Here is a 21,376-nt window from a genome sequence, read left to right on the forward strand (position 1 = left end):
TAAGCTTTTGGGTACTGCCACATGCGCACGAGTGCGCATAAGCGACGCCCTGTAAGGAGATTGTGATCATGGTGCTGCCCGGACCGCACAACGAGGGATCAAAACGTGACAGTGCTTTTCTGCCTGCTGTCGCAGCAGGGATTGCCGCAGCCAGCCTCCTTGTCGCCGGTTGTTCATCAACTCCTGACGAGGGTGCCTCAGCATCCGGTGCCAGCGAGCATTCTCAGCAAAGCACACCCGACACGCCGCAGACACCGGATGAATCGGATGTTTCCGACTCCGGCAGCGACACGGATTCATCCGCGACACCCAATGAGCCGGAAGCGAACCTCTCAGACGAAAAAGATGCAACGTTGCCAGTGAACGTCGATCAATGGATTGACGGTCCCACTCATCAGGAATCCGCTCCTGTTGAAGGCAGCCAGCTCATCTTCCATGACATGCGAGTGGGAGAACATGAGAACTTCTACCGGTTCGTCATCGAATTTTCAGGTGAGGGCCTACCCGGCTGGTACGTTGACCGTGCGGCTCAGCCTCTTGAGCAAGGACGCGGATTGCCGCTGAAGATCCGCGGCGCCACCTTCCTGGATGTGGGCATTGAGGGCACCGCCATGCCGCTGGAGGAAGAAGATCAGAACGTGTATTACTCGGGGCCTCCTCTGCTCAATATCGGGCCGCTGTCGATCATTGAGGACGGCACATTTGAAGGGCGCACGCATGTTGTGATCGGCATGGATCAACAGCGCGTCTATCAGATTGGAATTCTTGAAGACCCGATGCGAGTGGTAATCGACATACGCAAATGAGCCGCCTCGTCGCTCAGGTGGTCAGCGGGCAGCGGGCGGAAGAGTCATCCTCGTCGATATGAGTACACGGGGCACAGGCGCCGCATTGCAATGAAATCAGCGTCCCTGGACGCCCCTGCGCCAGTGCCCGAACCGTCCCAGCGTCTTCTTGGCTGGCCCCTGCATCTTGTCAGGATCCCACGGCTGTTCAGGAGCCTTCTCTCCGCGCAGTTCCTCCACCCCACGAGTGATGGCCTTCTGGATGCGCTCAGTCGCTTCCACCACCGCTTCGCGGTCCTGCGATCCCTGATCGGAATACAGGTCGGAAAGGTCGACCGGTTCCATGATTGTCATGCGCACTTTGCGCCCGGGACGAATGTCCAGCGCCTTCGAGTAACGCTCCAGGATCGCCTGGGGACCCCACTGTGCAATCGGGATGACCGGGCAGCGAGTATCCAGGGCAAGGCGAGCAGCACCCGTCTTGCCACGCATCGGCCAGTACTGCGGGTCACGTGTAAGAGTGCCTTCAATATAGATGCCAACGCACTGACCCGCGTCGAGCGCCTTACGGGCCCCTGCCAGCGAGTCCACAGAATGCGAGGAATTACGCAGCACCGGCACCATGCCAAGTTTCTTCATCACAGCGCCCAGCACCGGCACCTTGAACAGCTCGTTCTTGGCCATGAAGCGGGTCGGAATTCCCAGCTCACCCAGGACAAACGCCACGCACACCGGGTCGGTGTTCGAAATATGGTTCGGGGTCACCAGGAAGCCGCCTGATTCGGGCAGGTTTTCTTCCCCCGTGACGTCAAAGTTGATCCACGTGTGCATGATCGGTGAAACCGCCGCCACCGCATTCTTGTACAGGCCTTGAATTCTGCTCACAGTTCACCAGCTTAATCACAGGGGTCGGTCAATAAGGCGTCTTCAATCCGAGCTGTCGGTGCCGCTTGGTTCTTGGGCACTGCCGAGGAGTCGCTTCAGTTGTCAACGTACTGGACGCGGGCGTCCAGCTGGCGCAGTTTGGTCAGGAAATGCTCATATCCGCGCGAGATCACGTCGATGCCGGCCACGTGGGACGTTCCCGTCGCAGCCAACGCTGCGATGAGGTGGGAGAAACCGCCACGCAGGTCAGGCACGGTGATGTCAGCTGCCTGCAGCGGCGTCGGTCCCGAAATCACTGCGGAATGGTAGAAGTTACGCTGACCGAAACGGCAGGGAGTCCCACCCAGGCACTCTCGATACACCTGAATATTCGCCTTCATCTGGCGCAGCGCCTGAGTGAACCCGAAGCGGTTTTCGTACACCGTCTCATGGACGATGGACAGCCCGTCGGCCTGCGTCAGGGCGACAACCAGTGGCTGTTGCCAGTCCGTCATGAACCCGGGATGGACAGCCGTTTCCAGCGCGATCGAATGCAGAGAACCACCAGGATGATAGAAGCGGATACCCTCCTTCTCGATGTCGAAGGCGCCGCCGACCTTCCTGAAGGTGTTGAGAAATGTGAGCATGTCGGGTTGGCGCGCACCCTGGACGTACACATCGCCGCCGGTTGCCAGTGCTGCCGCTCCCCACGATGCTGCTTCAATGCGGTCGGGCAGCGAGGTGTGCCGATATCCAACCAGTTCCTTGACACCTTCAATACGGATGGAACGGTCGGTATCTGGTGAGATGATCGCGCCCATTTTCTGCAGCACGTTGATCAGATCCATGATTTCCGGTTCAACGGCCGCGCCGCGCAGGATCGTGACGCCTTCAGCACGAACCGCGGTCAGCAGTGTCTGCTCGGTGGCTCCCACTGATGGGAACGGCAGGTCCACGACTGTTCCGCGCAGCCCTTCGGCTGGCCGTGACATATGGATGCCGTCGGATCGTTTGTCGACAATCGCACCGAACTGGCGCAGGATCTGCAGGTGAAAATCGATGGGGCGTCCCCCAATGTTGCATCCTCCCAGCTGTGGGATGAACGCTTCACCCATGCGGTGCAGCAGCGGGCCGCAAAACAGGATCGGGATGCGTGAGGATCCGCCCAGAGCATCGATGTCAGAGCGTTGAGCCACTTCAACGTTCGAGGGGTCAATTCTCATGACGCCGCGGTCCTGGTCGAAGTCGACGTGCGCACCATGCAGGCGCATAAGATTCGACACCACATCCACGTCACGGATCAGCGGAACGTTGTACAGCTCAGAGGGCGTGGTCGCAAGGAGGGCTGCAACCATGGCCTTAGGAACAAAGTTCTTTGCCCCTCGCACGGTAATGCTGCCCGTGAGCGGGTGTCCCCCTTCAACTTCAAGTATCGACGTCATCTGAAGCTCCTCGTGGAAGAATCCGTATTGTCTCACTCTATGACAGTCGAGTGCGCAACGGAGTCTCAGGGAGCGCACTGCTAGGAATCTCTCACTGCTCCTGCTCGTCGCTGGGGCGAGCCGACACGACTGTTTCCTTCGGCAGGGTCCGCACCGGCAGGGTGCGCGGCTTGAAAGAGGGGCGGCGCGCCTCGTACGCTTTGATGGCATCTTCGTTGCGCAACGTCAATGAAATGTCGTCCAGGCCTTCTTGCAGACGCCACGCCGTGTAATCGTCGATGTCGAACGTGCAGGTGAACGAGCCGCATGTCACGGTGCGGTTCTCCAGTGACACGGTCATCATGACGCCTGGTTCGTTGCGTAGAAGCTTCCACAGTTGCTGGCAGTCGCCTTCGCTGATCTGCCCGGCCAGCAATCCCTGTTTGCCCGCGTTTCCTCTGAAGATGTCCGCGAACGAGGGGGCCAGAACGACTCGGAACCCGTAATCTTTGAGCGCCCACACCGCATGCTCACGCGAAGAGCCGGTGCCAAAATCAGGGCCTGCCACCAGGATCGTCCCGTGTTCGTAGGCCGGGTTGTTCAACACGAAGTTCGGGTCTGAGCGCCACGCTGAGAACAATGCGTCCTCGAAGCCCGTGCGGGCAACGCGCTTGAGGTAGACGGCCGGAATAATCTGGTCGGTGTCAACATTCGACCGTTCGAGCGGCACGCCCACGCCACTGACGGTGGTGAATTTTTCCATCTCACTCTTCTTCCACAAGTGTTTTTCTACGATTGCTGGTCCGGTACGTAGGCTGCTATCTGACCGGGGCTCGTGCGCTGCGCGTAAGGACGGCGCGCGCGTCGTTCCGGTCAGGCCTGCGGTTCCAGATCGTCTGGGCTGGACAGTGTTCCGCGCACGGCAGTCGCCGCTGCCACCAGTGGCGAGACGAGGTGGGTGCGTCCACCTTTGCCCTGGCGTCCTTCAAAATTGCGGTTCGATGTGGAGGCGGAGCGTTCACCAACCGACAGTTGATCGGGATTCATCCCCAGGCACATCGAGCATCCGGCGTTTCGCCACTCGGCTCCAAAGTCCTTGAAGATCTTGTCCAGGCCTTCATCTTCAGCCTGCAGTCGCACGCGCGCTGATCCTGGGACGACGAGCATTCGCAGGCCGTCAGCTTTGTGGCGCCCGTTGATAATCTTCGCCGCAGCCCGTAGGTCTTCAATACGTCCGTTGGTGCATGATCCCAGGAAAACAGTGTCGATGGGGATCTGCCGCATTGGTGTTCCTGCACGCAGATCCATGTATTCGAGGGCTCGTTCAGCTGCATGCCGCTTGGTTGCGTCACCCATGTTCTCCGGATCGGGCACGCTTGCTGACAGCGGGACGCCCTGACCGGGGTTCGTTCCCCATGTGACGAATGGTTCGATCTCTTCAGCTTCCAGCACCACTTCGGCGTCAAATACTGCGTCGTCATCTGAATACAGTGTGGACCAATATTCCACAGCCTCGTCCCATTGCTCGCCCTCGGGCGCGTGGGGGCGACCCTTCAGGTAGTCAAATGTGGTCTGGTCGGGAGCAATCATTCCGGCGCGCGCACCGGCCTCAATGGACATGTTGCATATGGTCATGCGGCCTTCCATTGACAGTGCGCGAATGGCTTCGCCTCGGTATTCGAGGACGTATCCCTGCCCGCCACCTGTGCCGATCTTCGCGATGATCGCGAGGATGATGTCCTTGGCTGTCACACTCGGTGACAGCGTGCCGTTGATCGTGATCGCCATTGTCTTGAAAGGGACCAGCGGTAGTGTCTGGGTAGCCAGGACATGCTCGACTTCAGAGGTTCCGATGCCAAATGCGAGGGCGCCGAATGCACCGTGTGTGGACGTGTGCGAATCGCCGCACACGATTGTCATACCCGGTTGAGTCAGACCCAGCTGCGGGCCGACCACGTGCACGATTCCCTGATCCGAATCTCCCAGTGAATGCAGGCGAATGCCGAATTCTTCGGCGTTGGCTCGCAGCGTGTTGATCTGAGTGCGCGAGGTAAGGTCTGCGATCGGCAGGTCAATATTGACTGTCGGAGTGTTGTGATCCTCTGTCGCGATGGTCAATTCAGGGTGGCGAACCTTGCGTCCGGCCAGGCGCAGCCCTTCGAATGCCTGAGGGCTGGTGACTTCGTGGCACAGCTGCAGGTCGATGTAAAGAAGGTCCGGGGCACCGTTCTCGCCTTTCGTCACAACATGGTCTGCCCACACTTTTTCAGCCAATGTGCCGCTCATGATTCCTCCTTCACGCGTGTCATCACCGTCAGTTCCCTCTGATTCAGCGAATTTTCAGCACCGCCGTCGAACTGGGTGCATAAATACGTCGACAGTGTCTATGGTTAGACACAACACGTGTCTGCAGATTTTGAATCTCAGGACTTGAGATGAGAGGATCACTATATGGACGACGCATCTTCATCAGGCGTCGGGGTTCTCGACAAGGCGACGCTGGTTCTTGACACACTCGAGGCAGGCCCTGCCACTCTTGCCCATCTCGTCGCCGCCACTGGCCTGGCGCGGCCCACTGCCCACCGCCTGGCTGTAGCTCTCGAATTTCACCGTATTGTGGCCCGCGACATGCAGGGTCGATTCGTCCTGGGGCCGCGCCTGAAAGAACTGGCCTCCCAAGCGGGCGAGGATCGTCTGCTGTCAGCCGCTATGCCCGTTTTGATTGCACTGCGCGATCACACCAAAGAATCCACGCAGCTGTATCGCCGCCAGGGCGAATCACGCGTGTGTGTGGCAGCGAGCGAACCGCCGATGGGTCTGCGCGATTCCATTCCTGTCGGCGCAACACTGTCCATGAAAGCCGGATCCGCCGCCCACGTTCTGTTGGCCTGGGAAGAGCCGGACCGCATGCACCGCGGCCTGTACAACGCTTCCTTCAGCGCGACGATGCTGGCACAGGTGCGTCGCCGCGGGTGGGCACAATCTGTAGGTGAGCGCGAAGCCGGCGTCGCGTCAGTGTCCGCTCCGGTGCGTGGACCATCTGGGCGCGTCCTCGCCGCGATCTCCGTGTCCGGCCCGATTGAACGCATGGGACGTCAGCCTGGTCGTCAGCACGGCCCGTCAGTGGTTGCTGCTGCCAACCGCCTGTCCGAGTACCTGCGTTCAGTTGAGGAAATGGAACTGTAGGGCGCTGTGAAAGTCGCCCTCGTCTCTGACTGCTACCCACCGCGACTGGGCGGGATCGAAACGCAGGTGGCGGGGCTGGCTCGAGCGCTCTCTGCTGCCGGGCACGACGTCACCGTCATCACTGCCACACCGCTTGGATCTGAACGCGGCGATCACACGTCAGTTGAGGACGGGGTACGCGTTCGCCGCCTCACGATGCGTCTTCCGTGGGACATTCCCATTAACCCATTGGCGAGGGCGACTCTCACGCGCGCTCTTCCTACTTTCGACGTGGTACACATCCACACCGGCGTGGTTTCGCCTTTCGCGCGGATGGCAACGAATATCTGCGCGCGCCATGAGATCGCCTGCGTGGTGACGTGGCACTGCATGCTTGACGATCAGCGCCTGTGGTACGGGTGGGCGAATCCGTTGGATGACTGGCAGCGTGCCGGCATTGTTCTGAGTGCCGTCTCGAGCAGCGCAGCGCGGGCCGTTGAACGCTGCGCCCGCGGGCCTGTATCGGTGCGAATTTTGCCCAATTTCATCACCGCTGAACCCTGGGAGACCACCCGAGTGTCCCATGCAGCGCATGCCGGGCTGCTCCAGGCAGAACGGGCACGAGGGCGGGCGGCGATGCCGGTGCCGCTGCCGTCCTCACGACCGTCGAGACCGCTGCGAGCGGTGACTGCTACGCGACTGGCGCCACGCAAACGCATCACGCAGCTGGTCGAATGCGTGGTGGCCGCTCACGAGCACGGCGCTGACATTGAACTGCGAGTCTTTGGCGAGGGGCCATTGCGTACCCCGTTGGAAAAGCGCACGGCGGATGCCGATTACATTCACTGGTGCGGACGCAAGTCGCCAGATGAACTGGCCGATGCGTACCGCGAGGCTGACGTGTTCGTCTCCCCTGTTGTTCACGAGGCATTCGGCATTGCTGCATTGGAAGCTCACGCCAGCGGCCTGCCGGTTATTTACCGCAGCGGAAACGGAATCGCTGACTTCTGTACCGACGGTGTGGACGGCGTGATGGCCGGGAGCGATGGTGATATCGCACGCGCACTGTTCGACCTGGCAGTCCAGCCACACAAGTTGGCTGGCCTGCAGCATGCAGCTGCATCTCAGCCGACGCAGCTGACGTGGGAGCGTGGAGCACGAGTCGTCACTGATCTGTACCAGGATGTTCGCTCTAACCATCATTCCTGTCGTTGAGCGCTTCGGTGTTTGTGCGTGCAGACGATGCCTTGAAGGCACAGGCCCGCACATGTGGATCTGCTTGTGGGGTGCTCAGACATTGATCAAATTGATCCGAAGAACAGTTTGAGCAGTACAATCAGGGTTTAAGCCCTTAGTATTCGCTTCTTCCGGGGCACGGATCCTGGAGATTGGAAAAGGGATCCGAGCGTACTCCGTACACCGAAAGTGAGCGGAGGAGGAAATTGGTATCCGGTGAAGGAAGACAAAATGAGCCATGTGCCAGGCGGAAAAATCCGAATGTCTCTTGACGCATTCATAGCTGAATACGGTTGCCATGTGGATCGGATCGGCAAACCACGAGGCACATGGTTGGCTGTAGCACCTGACGGTGTGCCCGTCTCATTCGAGAGCCGTTCGCTGCCGCACAGCGCACTCAAAGAGCCGCACTACTCATACAAGCTCTCCAGTCTGCCGGAAGGCTACTCGATTGAAGTCAGCACAGCGCCGCCATGGTTTGGCTATTCTGGCGGCGCGACACAGTTACAGATCCTTGACGCAGACGGCGAACTGCTGACAGTCTTGGAAGCACTCATCAAAGGGGTCTTGTCGTGATGTCGTTCAACAGCCTTAATGAACCTTTTTTCGAAGAGCTGCAGCAACTGGCGCACTGCAGTAACGCTCATTTCATGCGTAATGCGCTTCACCCATCCTCAATCAGTATCAGCCATTGCGGGGATCCGCTCTATCACCTTGTCCAGCTCAATGAAGGAAAATTCGCATACGGGCTCAGCTCGCGAAACGAACCCATTTCGTTCAGGCTTTTCTCGCCGGACCTCGGCCTCATTACACGCTGGTTCATCTACCAGGCAGGAACGGCGTACCGCTCGGAAAAGCACTATTCGCTGGCTGATCTTCCCTGGTACACGGATCAGCAACGGCCCGGGTACTCTCTGGTGGAAGTAGCTCGAAACACCTACACGCTCAAGACTCCAACCGGCCACGTTCTGCCTATCCGGATGCATGACGACCTCGTCAACAGATATTCACCCACAGTGGAGTTTTCCTACATATGCGATATCCCGGTTCGCGATCTTCTCGACTTCTTCTTGGAGCCAGAGGGTGCCTCCAACCTGGAAGCAATCGTTGCGAATGAAATTGCCCGTAAAGAAAGCACGAAGCGATGCCGTTTCAAAGCCTTGATGAACCTTTTTTCGAAAAGCTGAGGCCGCTGGCGGAAAGTTCGGACGCTCTTTTCATGCGCAATGTGTTCCATCCTCGTTCGATCAGTATCAGTCATGCTGGTGATCCGATTTACCACGTGGCTCAGCTTGAGGATGAGCAGTTCGCATACGGAGAAAGTACGCGAAACGAGGATATCCAATTTACGTTCTTTTCCCCGGATCTTGACCTAGTGACACGCTGGTTCATCTACCAGGCGGGCGAATCATTCCGCTGGGCGCAGCGCGGCTACGCGTCCTTGTACTTTCCGTGTTACACCTATGAGCAGCGGCCCGGATACGAACTGGTTGAGGTAGAAAAGTACACGTACACTCTTAAGACGCCAGCTGGCCAGGTCCTGCCTTTCCATATGCATGACGATCTCGTCAACGACTATTCAGAGACTGTGCTGTTTTCTTATATCTGTGATATTCCGGTTCGGGATCTTCTTGACTCGTTTCTGGATCCTAATGGTCATCCAGCCCTCGAAGCATTCGTTGTCGAGGAATAGCGTGTGTGCGGGTGGTGTGAGGCTGTGTCGTTGAAGAGTCTTGACGAGCCGTTCTTCGAAGAGCTGAGGCCGCTGGCGGAAAGTTCGGACGCTCTTTTCATGCGCAATGTGTTCCATCCTCGTTCGATCAGTATCAGTCATGCTGGTGATCCGATTTACCACTTGGCTCAGCTTGAGGACGGGCAGTTCGCGTATGGAGGCAGCTCGCGGAATGAGAGGATTTTCTTTTCGTTCTTTTCCCCAGATCTTGACCTGGTGACGCGCTGGTTCATCTACCAGGCGGGCGAATCATTCCGCTGGGCGCAGCGCGGCTACGCGCCCTTGTACTTTCCGCGTTACACCTATGAGCAGCGCCCCGGATACGAACTGGTGGAGCTGGAAGCCCGCTGGTACACGCTGAGAACGCCGGCTGGTCGGGTTTTGCCTTTTCGTATGCATGACTATCTCGTCAATGACTATTCAGAGACTGTGCTGTTTTCTTATATCTGTGATGTTCCGGTTCGGGATCTTCTTGACTCGTTTCTGGATCCTGATGGTCGTCCAGCCCTCGAAGCATTCGTTGTCGAGGAATAGCGTGTGTGCGGGTGGTGTGAGGCTGTGTCGTTGAAGAGTCTTGACGAGCCGTTTTTCGAAGAGCTGAGGCTGCTGGCGGAATGTCGTAATGCTCTTTTTATGCGTAATGTGTTTCATCCGAAGTCAGTCAGTCTCAGTTACAGTAATGGGGATCCGATTTACCACTTGGCTCAGCTTGAGGACGGGCAGTTCGCATACGGAGAAAGTACGCGAAACGAGAAGATTTTCTTCACTTTTTATTCCCCGGATCTTGACCTGGTGACGCGCTGGTTCATCTACCAGGCGGGCGAATCATTCCGCTGGGCGCAGCGCGGCTACGCGTCCTTGTACTTTCCGTGTTACACCTATGAGCAGCGGCCCGGATACGAACTGGTGGAGGTAGAAAAGTACACGTACACTCTTAAGACGCCAGCTGGCCAGGTCCTACCGATGCGCATGGATGACGATCTGGTCAACGACTATTCAGACACAGTGCTTTTCTCCTATATCTGGGACATTCCGGTCCAAGACCTTCTTGACTCTTTCCTGGACCCCGACGGCCGCCCGGCGCTCACCCGATTCATTGAAGACTAGAAGCGGGTGTCTTCGGATCCCGCCGCAGCGTGGAAGGCGATCGGGGTGACCGCTCAGCAGATTAGCTGGCCTCGTGCGGCGAGGCGGATGACTGCAGCGGTGAGGCGGCGACGGCGCTGACGCAACCGCCGCCATGTACAGCCTCTTACTTGCGGTACAAACTCTTGCGCCAGTACTCCGGCTCAGAGGTGACCTGAATGTCGAGATTGCGGAAAATTCCTTCATCCACGGATCCCAGAATCGTGGTGGTGTGAACCTGGCATCCGCGCAACTGTTTGAGATACTCCAACGCCTTCGCAGCGTTCGGATCAGTATCAGCCGACACAGACAGGGCAATCAGCACTTCATCTGTGTGCAGGCGCGGGTTGCGACTGCCCAGATGCTCAGTCTTCAGAGTCTGAATAGGCGCAATTGAGGAGGGCGCCAGCAGGTCGATCTTCTTATCAATCCCCGCCAGCACCTTCAACGCGTTCAGCAGCATCGCGGCCGAACATCCCAGCAGTTTCGACGTCTTCCCTGTGATGATTCGTCCGTCATCGAGCTGCAGCGCACTGGCCGGCAGATGCGTCTTTCTGGCCAGCTCCAGTGCGGGAACCACCACCGGGCGGTCCTGGCGCGTGATGCCCAGTTTGCTCATCACAATGGCAATGCGTTGAGATTCAACTGGATCCTTGACATCACGCTTTTCAGCGACCAGAGCCTTGAAGTAACGGCGGATCACTTCCTGTTTGGCAGCTTCGCGGCATACCTCGTCATCGCTGATGCAGTAGCCAGCCATGTTGACACCCATGTCTGTGGGCGATTCATAGGGACTCTCGCCGACGAGCTCTTCGAGCAGTTGACGCAACAACGGGAAGACTTCCACGTCACGGTTGTAGTTAACGGCCTGTTTGCCGTAGGCAGCCAGGTGATAGGGGTCAATCATGTTGACGTCATCCAGGTCAGCCGTTGCCGCTTCATAGGCTAGGTTCACCGGATGGTCCAGTGGCAGGTTCCAGATCGGGAAGGTTTCAAACTTTGCGTATCCGGCCTTGTTCCCTCGAGCAAATTCGTGGTAGATCTGCGACAGGCACGTGGCCATCTTGCCCGATCCCGGCCCCGGGGCCGTTACGACGATCAGGTCGCGGCTGGTTTCGACAAAGTCATTACGCCCGAATCCCTTGTCCGATACCACCGTGTGCACAGCAGCTGGATATCCCTCGATAACGCGGTGACGCGCCACCTTCAAGCCCAGTTTCTCCAGCTTGCGTTTAAACGTCTTGGCCGACTTGTTGTCATCTTCCATCTGCGTCATCACGATGTTGTCAACCAGGAACCCACGTTCGCGGAACACGTCGACCAACCGCAATACGTCCTGTTCGTAGGAAATGCCCAGGTCGGCGCGCACCTTGTTGCGCTGGAGGTCTTTGGCGTTCAAGACGATGAGGATTTCCAGGTCGTCCTTGAGCTGTTCCAACATGGCGATCTTGTTATCCGGTGTGAATCCGGGCAGGACACGCGAAGCGTGCAGATCATCAAAAAGCTTGCCACCCATTTCCAGGTAAAGCTTGCCGCCTATTTCTTTCCTGCGAGTGGCGATGTGGTCGGACTGTAAAGTGATGTATTTTTCGCGATCGAATCCACTACGGGCCATGAGTCCTCCAAAGGGGGTGTTTCACCGACAAGCCGCCGACAAGCGGATTGCCACCCGGCGACCCTGAAACAGGGGAAGGACGGACCCGCTGTCAGGTCCGTCCTCCAACGTTTCGTACCCCTAATCGGATTTGAACCGATGTTACCGCCGTGAGAGGGCGATGTCCTGGGCCGCTAGACGATAGGGGCTCTGTTCAGTTATGACGCACTTGTACCCCCAATCGGATTTGAACCGATGTTACCGCCGTGAGAGGGCGATGTCCTGGGCCGCTAGACGATGGGGGCCTGTGAATGGACGGCAAGAAAATGGCCGAATCCGCTGGGGTACCAGGACTCGAACCTAGACTAAGTGAACCAGAATCACTCGTGCTGCCAATTACACCATACCCCATGGCGTTGGTTGCACTCACAGTACTGAAACTATGCCTGCAACGAAAGAAAACACTACCCGACGCGGGCTCTCCTGACAAATCCTACGGACGTGGAACAGCTCACCTACCGCGGCCCTACGTCCACAATATGCAGGACAACCCGGTTCGCCTCGTCGGTCGCATCCACGTCCACGACGGCCACGATGCGCCAGTCGCCATCACCGTTGGGATCATCCAACGTCTGCTCAACCAGCCACAGGTTCGACCCCACCAGTTCGTCAGGCACGCCAACTGCCAGTAGTTCAGCCTCGCTCGGATTTTCATTCAAATTGACGAGGGCGCCTGACCGCGCATTCTGATCAATCCCGATCCAGTCGTACTCCGCCCAGTATCGTTCCAGCGCATGATCCCAGCGCTCCTCATCCCATCCGCACCAGCTGTCCAGACGCGCCAGAGCGTCCACATCGTCTCGACTCATCAACTCCACGCGTTCGAACAGTGCACGCAGCACGGCGGTGCGCATGGCATGACGGTTGGCGCTGAAGGCAACTGTTCCGTCCTCGCTGGCTCCAAACGCGACTTCCTGTCCTGACGCATCATCCTCACCCTCCTCGCGACGCTGCCCAGATGCCAGGGATTCCCATTCGTCCAGCAGAGAAGAGTCAATGGCGCGGATGAGGTGCGAGAGCCACTCCATGATCGCTGCCACTTCCTCGGTGACAACCCGGTCGGGCAACACCTGCCGCAATGAACGGTATGCATCGGTCAGATACCGCAGGATCACGCCTTCGGAACGCGCCACGTCATAGCGGGAGACAAGCTGCGTGAATGTCATCGCGTGTTCGATCATGTCGCGCACAACAGACTTGGGTGAAATGTGCTGGTCCCCGACCCACGGATTCGTCTGCACGTAGGTACGGAACGCGTCTTCAAGCAGATCAGCCAGAGGTTGCGGCCACGTCACCTCGGCCAACGCTTCCATCCGCTCGTCATATTCGAGGCCCTCTGCCTTCATCGCGGCCATCGCCTTCGAGCGCGCCATGCGCTGCTGAGCGGCCAGCAGCGGACGAGGATCTTCCAGCACTGATTCGACAACTGAGACGACATCCAGGGCGTATGTGGGTGATTGCGCGTCCAGCAGGTCCAGCGCTGCCAGCGCGAACGGCGAGAGGGGCTGGTTGAGTGCGAAGTCATCAGGCAGGTCACGCACCAGACGCACACGCGCCATCCCATCAGATTCAGCCTGCTCAGTGGAGACATGGTCGATGACGCCGGCCTGCCGCAAGGAGCGGTAAATGTCTGCGAGTGCGCGCATATGCGGATTGGAGTCGCGCGGCGGGTCGTCGTTCGTGCGAGCCAGTTCAATGAGGTGCGCAGCGGGGTCATGACGCTGCCCTGCCAGCACGTTAAGCACCATCGAGTGACTGATCGCAAAATGTGACTGGAGACGTTCGGGTTCTGCATCACGCAGACGTTCAAACGTTGACCTCGTCCATGAAATCTGACCCTTCGCGGGTGCTTTCGTGGAGCGTTTAGCCGACTTCTTGGCGGCCTTCTTCGCAGCTGCCTCATCGCGCGCCTGACGGGCCGCTTCCTGCGCGGCGCTGAGCCGAGCCTTTTCGCGCGCAGCCTCCACCTCATGTTCGGGAGCGAGAACGCGGACAAATCCAACGGTGTCGTATCCCGCGCGCCCTGCTCTGCCGGCAATCTGATGAAATTCGCGTGCCGACAGGTGGCGCATGCGCCGCCCGTCGAATTTCACCAGCGACGTGATCAGCACGGTGCGGATCGGCACGTTGATCCCCACACCCAGCGTGTCAGTGCCGCACACAATAGCCAGGAGTCCCTGTTGCGTCAGGCGCTCGACTAGTCGGCGGTAGCGCGGCAGCATCCCCGCATGATGCACACCGATCCCCTGTGCGAGCAGTCCGCGCAACTGCTGCCCGAATCCGCGTGCAAAGGAGACAGTCCTGAGGATGCGGCTGATCTGCTTCTTTTGATCGTCGCTGATCAGGGAGGCCCGATCAAACGCGGCAGCAGTTGAGACGGCGTCATTTTGCGAAAAGTGCACAATGTAGACCGGCCAGCGTCCCTCTTTCAGGAGGCGCTCCACGCAGGTGCGCACGTCCTCGACCACATAGTCGAACTCGAGTGGCACGGGTCGTTGCGCATTGTCGACGAGGGCGACGTCCCGACCGGTGCGTTCTTTCCACTGTTCCTGAAAACGGGTGGTGTCACCGAGTGTGGCCGACAAGGCAATGAACTGTGGGGCGGTCAGTTCCAGCAGCGGCACCTGCCAGGCCCAGCCGCGCTCCGGGTCGGCGTAGAAGTGGAACTCATCCATGATGATCATGTCGGCATCGAGCGCATCGCCCTCGCGAAGGGACTGGTTCGCCAGAATTTCGGCGGTGCAGCACACGATCGGTGCAAGCGGGTTGAGCGAGACATCCCCCGTGACCATGCCGACGTTGTGCGCACCGAACAGCTCGACCAGGTCGAAAAACTTTTCTGAGACCAGCGCTTTGAGCGGTGCCGTGTAATAGGAGCGGCCCGAATGAGCCAGGGAAACGAAATGTGCGGCCAGGGCGATCATGGATTTACCTGAACCGGTGGGCGTGGCTGCGATGACGTGATTGCCCATCACGATCTCCAGCAGTGACTGCTCCTGATGCGGGTACAGGGGTCTGCCCGTTGATGCCGCCCACGACTGGAACGCGCGCACCAGTTCATCGGGGTCGTCCAGATGTCCGGCATCTTCCAGGTCGTCGAGCAGTTCGTTCAGCGGGGCACTCATACACGCCATTGTGTCATTACTTGCCGCAGTCTCACATGGAGGATGACGCAAACATGATATCCGCGTCCTGTGGAAAGATGAGAACCGCTTTGTTAACTAAAGTGCCCATCACGCGATGAGATGAGAGAGGAGCTCGACGTGGAAATTGCCGATATGATCAAGGTCGTTGCGGATTGGATCACCGGTCACATCACCATGTGGATCCTTATGGGTGTCGGTATCTACCTGACAGTTCGCACCCGCGCCGTGCAGGTTCGCCTCTTTGGTCACATGGTCAAGACCGTGGGGTCATCCCGTCAGGACTCCAAAGGCGGGATCTCATCATTCCAGGCTTTCACCATTTCACTGGCAGCCCGCGTCGGCGTCGGCAACGTCTTCGGCGTAGCCGCAGCACTCCTGCTGGGCGGACCAGGCGCAATCTTTTGGATGTGGATCGTGGCAGCGGTTGGCATGTCCACCGCATTCGTGGAAGCGACCCTCGCGCAGGTCTTCAAGGTGAGGGACGCTGATGGTACGTATCGCGGTGGCCCAGCCTACTACATGCATCTGGGTATGAAGAGCAAACCCCTGGCGAACATTTTCGCCATCATCACGCTGCTCACCTGCGCATTCGTTATTACATCCGTTCAGTCCAACGCGATTGCGGAGACAATGGCCGCCGCCACTCCGATGAGCAAGTGGGTCATCGCAGCATTCCTGCTGGCATTTGCAGCACCTGTCATCTACGGCGGCATCCGCTCCGTGGCTCGGGTGACCGAGTGGATGGCACCGATCATGGCTCTGATATATCTGGTGATGGTCTTCATTATCTGCATCATGAACGCAGGCGAGATCGGCAATGTGCTGTCGATGATTTTCCGTTCCGCATTCGCACCTCAACCTGTGGTGGGCGGCCTGGCCGGCGGCATCATGGCTGCAGTGATCAACGGTGTTCAACGCGGCCTGTTCTCCAACGAGGCCGGTCAGGGCACCGCGCCGAACGCGGCCGCAACCGCAACCGTTTCCCACCCTGTCAAGCAGGGCCTGATCCAGTCCCTGGGTGTCTTTGTCGACACAATCATCGTGTGTACGGCAACCGCATTCGTCATCCTCATTGCAGGACCTTCGGTGTGGAGCGCTGAAGGCGTCAACCCCTCGAACCTGACTGCTCTGGCCGTTGCCGACAAGCTCGGCGCGTGGACCACCGTGCCGATGGCACTGATGATCTTTGTCCTGGCGTTCTCCTCCGTCATCGCGGCCTACGTGTACTCCGATGTCAACATGGCGTTCGTGACGAAGCGCCCCTGGGCCACGTGGATGGTGCGCACCGTGTCAGTGGCCTCCGTCGTCATCGGTGCAGTTGCCCAGCTTCCATTGGTGTGGAACGCCGTGGATATTGCAATGGCGATCATGACAGTGACGAACCTGGTCGCCCTCGTCGTTCTGGGTAAATGGGCGTTCGGAGCGCTAAGCGACTATGAGGACCAACGCAAGGCGGGCGTCAAGGACCCGGTGTTTGTCGGAGTGGATAATCCGCACCTTCCTGCGGACGTTCCCACCGACGTGTGGACCAAGTCGCGTCAGGAGTAGGACGCGTCATCCAGGAAGATTCAGGCGTGATGTACGTTACAGTACAGTATGCGCATTGCACACTACATTGATCCGAATTTCCACTCCCCCGCCTGGGGGGTCCTGAATGGTGATTGCACAACAATCACTCGCCTGGCGGGTGCGCCTTTCGAGGGGGAGCTGACTCCCCCGCTGCAAGCCACGAACTACGATGTGACGTCGGTTCGCCTGCTCGCTCCCACTGAGGTAGCCACGGCCAAGGTGGTTGCTGTCGGGAAGAACTACGCTGACCACATTCAGGAGATGGGCGGGGAGGCACCACAGGAGCCACTGCTGTTCTTTAAGCCATCGACCGCCATCATCGGGCCTGGTGAGACGATCAAGTACCCCTCGTGGTCATCAAATGTGCATTACGAGGGGGAGCTGGCTGTCATTATCGGGTCGACATGTTCACAGGTCGCACCCCAGGATGTGCCGGCACATATTTTGGGGTTCACCTGCGCCAACGATGTGACAGCACGCGATAAGCAACGCAGCGACGGGCAGTGGACGCGTGCGAAAGGCTTTGACACCTCGTGTCCTCTGGGTCCGTGGATCCTGATTCCTCAGGCAGATGATGAGTTCTCAGTCGGCAACGCTCATCTGCGCACCGTTCTGCGTGACACAGTTGTGCAGGACGTCTCAACTTCTTTCATGATCCGTCCGGTGTACGACTTGATCTCGTTCATCTCCCAATCCATCACCCTCAAGGCGGGAGATGTTGTACTGACAGGCACGCCAGCAGGGGTGGGAGAGCTACAGCGTGGTGATACGATCAGTGTCGAAATAGACGGGATTGGAACGCTGACGAATCCGATCGCCTGAGGCCGATACCTCACACGTAAGTTCCGGTCCTGACTCTTTCGCATCCCATTGGTCACGTTGAAGGAAGCAATCGTGAGTTCCACTGAGCCAATCGCACCCAACGCTGGGGCACCGCATGCAGTACAGACACAGAAGGAACAGGGCCTGTCCGTTGAGATGGCCGGCCTGGATGTCATTCCTGAGTCGGATCGTAAAGGCAAACCATCAGATCTGTTCATGCCGTGGTTCGCTGCGAACATCTCCGTCCTGGGAATCTCATGGGGCGCATGGGTGCTCGGGTTCGGCATTTCCTTTACACAGGCCGTTATCGTCTCCATCGTCGGCATCACGTTCTCATTCCTGACCTGCGGTGTCATCGCCATTGCAGGTAAGCGTGGGTCTGCCCCGACACTTGTTTTGTCACGCGCGGCATTCGGTGTGAACGGCAACCGCATTTCCGCCGCGATTTCATGGATTCTGACGGTGGGCTGGGAAATGTTCCTGTGCATCATTGCCACGCAGGCGTCCGCGACGGTGATGGGTGCCCTCGGCATGCACAATCATGTTGCCGCGCAGATCATTTCACTGGTACTCGTTGTCGCCATCGCAGGCGGTGCCGGCATCCTCGGGTTCGACACCATCATGAAGGTGCAGACCTGGATCACCTGGTTGACGGCGATCCTGACTGTCATCTACCTAGCACTGACCATTCCCACCATCGATCTCAGCGCGATTTCCGCTCTGCCGTCCGGCCCGTTCTCCGCAATGCTCGGCGCACTGTGCATGCTTCTCGCCGGTTTCGGATTCGGCTGGATCAACGCGGCCGCCGATTACTCGCGTTACCTTCCCCGTCGGGCATCTACCGGCGGCGTGGTCGGCTGGACCACCTTCGGTGCCACTCTGCCCACTGTTGTCCTCGTGATCTTCGGTCTGTTGCTCGTTGGGTCCGATGAGTCGCTGGGACAGGCAATCAACCTGGATCCGATCGGCGCGCTGACCACTATTTTGCCGACCTGGTTCCTCATTCCGTTCGCCCTTGTCGCGATCCTTGGTCTGGTCGGAGGCATCGTCATGGACATCTATTCGTCGGGCCTGTCGCTGCTGGCGACGGGTGTGCCCATCAAGCGTCCGGTTGCCACCGCTCTGGACGGCACCATCATGCTGGTTGGCACAATCGCCGTCGTGTTCTTCTCCGCGAACTTCATTGACCCATTCACCGGCTTCCTCACCACGCTCGGCGTGGTCATCGCGGGCTGGGGTGGCGTCATGATCGCTGATATTCTGCTGCGTCGCTCCGACTACAACGAACCTGATTTGTTCCGCTCCTCCGGCGTGTACGGGTCCGTGAACTGGGGCGCGATCGCCTCCCTGGCTGCTGCAACATTCGTGGGTTGGGGCCTGGTGGTCAACAACGCCGCCAGCTGGCTGTCATGGCAGGGCTACCTGCTCGGCCCGATCGGTGGCCGCGAGGGCGACTGGGCGTACTCGAATATCGGGATCCTGCTGGCCATGCTGATCGGTTTTGCCGGCTATTTGCTGACCAGTCGTTCGCGTGTGCGCAAACAGGAGGAGGCCGGTGCCCGCACTTACGCTGACGGCGCTCAGGAAAGTGAGGACTGACCATGTCTGACGAGTCGATCCGCAGCGTTCTTCTGGATCAGCAGGCCCAGGACGGGGCCCGCGCTATTGCGGAGCTGTCGGGGCGTGACCACCATGACCTGTTCGTGGTGCTCGGCTCGGGTCTGGCACATGCACTGGATGCTGTGATCGACGCGCCGGATTCTCAGTGCCGCTCGTTCGCACTTTCCGACATTCCGGGGGTTGAGGCTCCCGTGGCTGATGGACACGTCAACACGATCCACTCGGTGCGAGTCGGCGCATTGAATGTGCTTATTGCTCTGGGTCGTACGCATTTGTACGAGGGCGTCTCCCCCGCGTGTGTCACCGCATGTTCGAGGGCGGCTGCCGCAACCGGTGTTCACACTGCCCTGTTGTGCAACGCGAACGGATGTGTGCGCCAGTGGCAGCTGGGCGACGTCATGGCCATTGATGATCACCTGAATTTCTCAGGATATTCCCCGTTTAACGGGCCAATATTCGTGGATGTGACCAGCGTGTGGAATCGTGAACTGACCGATATCCTCGCTCAGCATTGTCAGCGCCGAGGTATCTACGCATGTATGCGCGGACCCGAGTATCAGACGCTTGCCGAGGGCCGCTGGCTCATGTCGACGGGTGCCGACTGCGTGGGCATGTCGACGGTGATGGAGGCGATCACTTTGCATGCGTTGGGTGTGCGCGTGTGCGGGATGAGTGTCGTATCCGACCTGTCGTTTGCTGACGCCCCCACTGACCCGAACGCAGTTGTTGAGGCAGCCGCAGCTGCCTCAACAACGATTGAATCAGGTTTCAGAGCGATCTGTTCTCACGAGTAGATCTTCTGCATGTGCTCTTCGATCTCTTCCAGTGACCGGTTGGAGGTTTCCGGCATGATCGTGAGAGCACACCACCGGCCGCTCTCTCCAGTGAGTTGCGCGTGACTTCGTCGCCGCTATCCGCGGTACGTGGATCAAAGATGCAGAACGCCGTCTTGGTCAAAGGTCGTCACAGCATCAACTGGCGCTACTTCATGCCATGTCCGGTCTGCAGCAGACTTTTCGATGGCATCATCGACTTCAGCTGCCGCCCAACCATCACCGGCAGATGGCCCGTACTGCTTATTGTCGAGCACACCTTGGATGAACTGTGCAGCCTCGACCACTTTCAGGTCATCGAAGCCCATTGATGTTCCAGCTCCCGGCTGGAAGCGGCTAAATCCGGGGTAATCGGGGCCGGTCATCGCGTCGACATATCCTTGCTGGAATCCATGATCGTTTCCGATGCAGATCTGCAGTCTGTTCAGATCTTCAAAGTTCCACCGCAATGAGCCGTCGGTGCCGTAGACCTCGATAATGTATTCGGCGCGCGGTCCCACGCTCACGCGCGAGGACTCCATCGTGACCAGGGTGCCTGATTCGAGGATGCCCAGAACTGCGACGTAGTCTTCATTGCCCACTGGACCTTTCTGGTCGGATACCTGCACCGTGGCATGTCCCATACCCTGTTCAAGGGGAATCGGACGCTCCGTGATGAACAGTCCTGTCTGCGCTGTAACAGCGGTAAAGCGGTCCTTCAAAACGTACTGCACCAGGTCGGCTCCGTGTCCGAGCAAATCGAGGATGACTCCTGCTCCGGCCTTTTCCTTCGCGTAACGCCACGTCAGCGGCCCGTCGGGACTCGAGGCATAGTCTGCAATCAGCCACACGCGGGCATTCGTGATACGACCGATTGCGCCCTCCGCAACGATCGCGCGCGCCATTTCAATGGCAGGAGCATGGCGGTAGTTGAATCCGACGGAGGTAATCAGGCCTGCAGATTGAGCCCCTCGCGCAATTTCTTTGGATTCCCGAGCGGAGATCCCCATCGGCTTTTCGATCCAGAAAGGTTTGCCTGCCTCGATCGTGGCCATCGCGATCTCGTGGTGAAGGAAGTTGGGCGCACAGATCGACACAACGTCGACCTCCGGGTCACTCAGAACATCTCGGTAGTCCTCCACAGCCTTTTCAAATCCCAAGTTGTCAACTGCGAACTGACGGTTGCTTTCCACAACATCGCAGCACACCACCAGCTTGATATCGACTTCAATTTCCGGATACTTCTCCTGAAGCGCCTTGAACGACCGTGTGTGAAGACGCCCCATCCATCCCAGTGAGATGACACCTACGCCGATTGACTTCTTGCTCATATCTGCTCCTTCGCGCGCGGCCACCACATCGCCCAACAGCCTAACTGCGACGCTGCAATCACATTTATCCTAACAATCTAGGCCTCAATGAAAT

Annotated in this window: 19 protein-coding genes and 3 tRNA genes; 12 read left to right on the forward strand and 10 right to left on the reverse strand. The window is 58.6% G+C overall.

What is annotated here, in order from left to right:
* Positions 1-68 precede the first annotated feature (68 nt).
* On the forward strand, positions 69-806 hold the full coding sequence (locus AC1EJ1_RS06930) for an AMIN-like domain-containing (lipo)protein (protein ID WP_285014433.1): 738 nt from the start codon (positions 69-71) through the stop codon (positions 804-806).
* A 96-nt stretch (positions 807-902) separates the two neighbouring features.
* Here AC1EJ1_RS06930 and AC1EJ1_RS06935 read toward each other — a convergent pair whose 3' ends face one another.
* The 4 genes from AC1EJ1_RS06935 to leuC form a co-directional block, all read right to left on the reverse strand.
* Complete coding sequence (locus AC1EJ1_RS06935) at positions 903-1,670, reverse strand: lysophospholipid acyltransferase family protein (RefSeq protein ID WP_141757377.1); 768 nt, start codon at positions 1,668-1,670, stop codon at positions 903-905.
* Positions 1,671-1,765: 95 nt separating this feature from the next.
* Positions 1,766-3,091, reverse strand: a complete 1,326-nt coding sequence (murA, locus tag AC1EJ1_RS06940) for a UDP-N-acetylglucosamine 1-carboxyvinyltransferase (protein WP_070727045.1) — start codon at positions 3,089-3,091, stop codon at positions 1,766-1,768.
* Between the two features lie 91 nt (positions 3,092-3,182).
* Positions 3,183-3,833 (reverse strand): 3-isopropylmalate dehydratase small subunit, encoded by a 651-nt coding sequence (leuD, locus tag AC1EJ1_RS06945; protein WP_070727043.1) that lies wholly within the window; start codon positions 3,831-3,833, stop codon positions 3,183-3,185.
* 110 nt (positions 3,834-3,943) lie between these two features.
* Entirely contained in the window at positions 3,944-5,356 is a 1,413-nt protein-coding gene (gene leuC, locus AC1EJ1_RS06950; protein WP_480295591.1) for a 3-isopropylmalate dehydratase large subunit, read from the reverse strand.
* A 165-nt stretch (positions 5,357-5,521) separates the two neighbouring features.
* Between leuC and AC1EJ1_RS06955 the strand changes: the two genes are divergently transcribed.
* The 7 genes from AC1EJ1_RS06955 (at position 5,522) to AC1EJ1_RS06985 (ending at position 10,310) form a co-directional block, all read left to right on the forward strand.
* Positions 5,522-6,256: an IclR family transcriptional regulator gene (locus tag AC1EJ1_RS06955; protein WP_058236328.1), complete on the forward strand. Its 735-nt coding sequence runs from the start codon at positions 5,522-5,524 to the stop codon at positions 6,254-6,256.
* Positions 6,257-6,262: 6 nt separating this feature from the next.
* Entirely contained in the window at positions 6,263-7,450 is a 1,188-nt protein-coding gene (locus tag AC1EJ1_RS06960) for a glycosyltransferase family 4 protein (protein WP_480295592.1), read from the forward strand.
* A gap of 252 nt (positions 7,451-7,702) precedes the next feature.
* A complete protein-coding gene (locus tag AC1EJ1_RS06965; protein WP_058236326.1) occupies positions 7,703-8,047 on the forward strand; it encodes a glycohydrolase toxin TNT-related protein in 345 nt (114 codons plus the stop codon).
* 74 nt (positions 8,048-8,121) lie between these two features.
* A complete protein-coding gene (locus tag AC1EJ1_RS06970; protein WP_157843497.1) occupies positions 8,122-8,658 on the forward strand; it encodes an Imm61 family immunity protein in 537 nt (178 codons plus the stop codon).
* A 32-nt stretch (positions 8,659-8,690) separates the two neighbouring features.
* Positions 8,691-9,164 (forward strand): Imm61 family immunity protein, encoded by a 474-nt coding sequence (locus AC1EJ1_RS06975; protein WP_480295593.1) that lies wholly within the window; start codon positions 8,691-8,693, stop codon positions 9,162-9,164.
* 24 nt (positions 9,165-9,188) lie between these two features.
* A complete protein-coding gene (locus AC1EJ1_RS06980) occupies positions 9,189-9,737 on the forward strand; it encodes an Imm61 family immunity protein (protein WP_480295594.1) in 549 nt (182 codons plus the stop codon).
* 99 nt (positions 9,738-9,836) lie between these two features.
* Positions 9,837-10,310 (forward strand): Imm61 family immunity protein, encoded by a 474-nt coding sequence (locus tag AC1EJ1_RS06985; protein ID WP_480295595.1) that lies wholly within the window; start codon positions 9,837-9,839, stop codon positions 10,308-10,310.
* 145 nt (positions 10,311-10,455) lie between these two features.
* Here the strand turns inward: AC1EJ1_RS06985 and AC1EJ1_RS06990 are convergent, their stop codons facing one another.
* The 5 genes from AC1EJ1_RS06990 to AC1EJ1_RS07010 form a co-directional block, all read right to left on the reverse strand.
* Complete coding sequence (locus AC1EJ1_RS06990; RefSeq protein WP_058236321.1) at positions 10,456-11,943, reverse strand: DUF1846 domain-containing protein; 1,488 nt, start codon at positions 11,941-11,943, stop codon at positions 10,456-10,458.
* Between the two features lie 115 nt (positions 11,944-12,058).
* Positions 12,059-12,131, reverse strand: a tRNA-Glu gene (locus tag AC1EJ1_RS06995).
* Positions 12,132-12,154: 23 nt separating this feature from the next.
* A tRNA-Glu gene (locus AC1EJ1_RS07000) sits at positions 12,155-12,227 on the reverse strand.
* 34 nt (positions 12,228-12,261) lie between these two features.
* Positions 12,262-12,333: transfer RNA gene (locus tag AC1EJ1_RS07005), tRNA-Gln, on the reverse strand.
* A 104-nt stretch (positions 12,334-12,437) separates the two neighbouring features.
* Positions 12,438-15,107: a DEAD/DEAH box helicase gene (locus AC1EJ1_RS07010; RefSeq protein WP_285014420.1), complete on the reverse strand. Its 2,670-nt coding sequence runs from the start codon at positions 15,105-15,107 to the stop codon at positions 12,438-12,440.
* Positions 15,108-15,227: 120 nt separating this feature from the next.
* On the opposite strand from AC1EJ1_RS07010, the gene AC1EJ1_RS07015 reads away from it, so the two are divergent.
* The 4 genes from AC1EJ1_RS07015 to AC1EJ1_RS07030 all read left to right on the forward strand — a co-directional run bounded on the left by AC1EJ1_RS07015 (position 15,228) and on the right by AC1EJ1_RS07030 (position 19,933).
* The gene (locus tag AC1EJ1_RS07015) at positions 15,228-16,676 is read left to right on the forward strand and encodes an alanine/glycine:cation symporter family protein (RefSeq protein ID WP_480295596.1); all 1,449 of its coding nucleotides are present in this window, start codon (positions 15,228-15,230) and stop codon (positions 16,674-16,676) included.
* Positions 16,677-16,724: 48 nt separating this feature from the next.
* Positions 16,725-17,519 carry a fumarylacetoacetate hydrolase family protein gene (locus AC1EJ1_RS07020; RefSeq protein ID WP_285014416.1) on the forward strand — a complete coding sequence of 265 codons (795 nt, stop codon included), beginning with the start codon at positions 16,725-16,727 and terminating at the stop codon, positions 17,517-17,519.
* 156 nt (positions 17,520-17,675) lie between these two features.
* Positions 17,676-19,118, forward strand: coding sequence for a purine-cytosine permease family protein (locus tag AC1EJ1_RS07025; RefSeq protein ID WP_285014712.1), 1,443 nt, complete (start codon positions 17,676-17,678; stop codon positions 19,116-19,118).
* A gap of 2 nt (positions 19,119-19,120) precedes the next feature.
* Positions 19,121-19,933, forward strand: coding sequence for a purine-nucleoside phosphorylase (locus tag AC1EJ1_RS07030; protein ID WP_285014414.1), 813 nt, complete (start codon positions 19,121-19,123; stop codon positions 19,931-19,933).
* 134 nt (positions 19,934-20,067) lie between these two features.
* Here the strand turns inward: AC1EJ1_RS07030 and AC1EJ1_RS07035 are convergent, their stop codons facing one another.
* The gene (locus AC1EJ1_RS07035; protein WP_285014413.1) at positions 20,068-21,282 is read right to left on the reverse strand and encodes a Gfo/Idh/MocA family protein; all 1,215 of its coding nucleotides are present in this window, start codon (positions 21,280-21,282) and stop codon (positions 20,068-20,070) included.
* Positions 21,283-21,376 lie beyond the last annotated feature (94 nt).

This window comes from Pauljensenia sp. C0170B4 (assembly GCF_056590235.1).